1 protein-coding gene is annotated in these 408 nt (G+C 68.1%); it reads left to right on the top strand.

Annotated features, from left to right (window positions below):
- Positions 1-33 precede the first annotated feature (33 nt).
- The coding region (locus D7Y13_RS44070) for a recombinase RecT (RefSeq protein ID WP_208734721.1) at positions 34-408 on the top strand (375 nt) is incomplete at its 3' end.

Raw genomic sequence — 408 nt, 5'->3', positions numbered from 1 at the left:
GGCGACGACGAGTCTCTCGAGGTGTGGTCGCCGATGATCAGCCAGATCACGATCAAGAACTCGCCGCTCTGGAAGACCGACCCCGACCAGCAGCTCGCCTACTACTCGGGGCGATCCTGGGTGCGGCGCTACAAGCCCGAGATGCTGCTGGGCATCTACGACGTGGACGAGATGGAGGGGGTCCGCGTCGGCCCGGAGGCGGCGCGCGACGTGACTCCCCGCAAGTCTGGCTTCGCCGCCAAGGCGCTCGGTGCCCGTGAGAAGCCTCCCGAGGAACCGTCGGAGACGGACGCCACCAAGATGCCTGACTCGTCCGTCGCCGATGCCGAGGTCGTCCACTGGACCGAGTCCGTGAACCCTCAGGACGGCTTCCCCGGCGCAGAGGCCTTCACCCAGGGCGCGCACGAC

Origin of the sequence: Corallococcus praedator, assembly GCF_003612125.1 — a bacterium.
GTDB classification, from domain to species: Bacteria; Myxococcota; Myxococcia; order Myxococcales; family Myxococcaceae; genus Corallococcus; species Corallococcus praedator.
The sequence above is the reverse complement of the archived record's forward strand: the minus strand, read 5'-3'. Positions and strand labels throughout refer to the sequence as shown.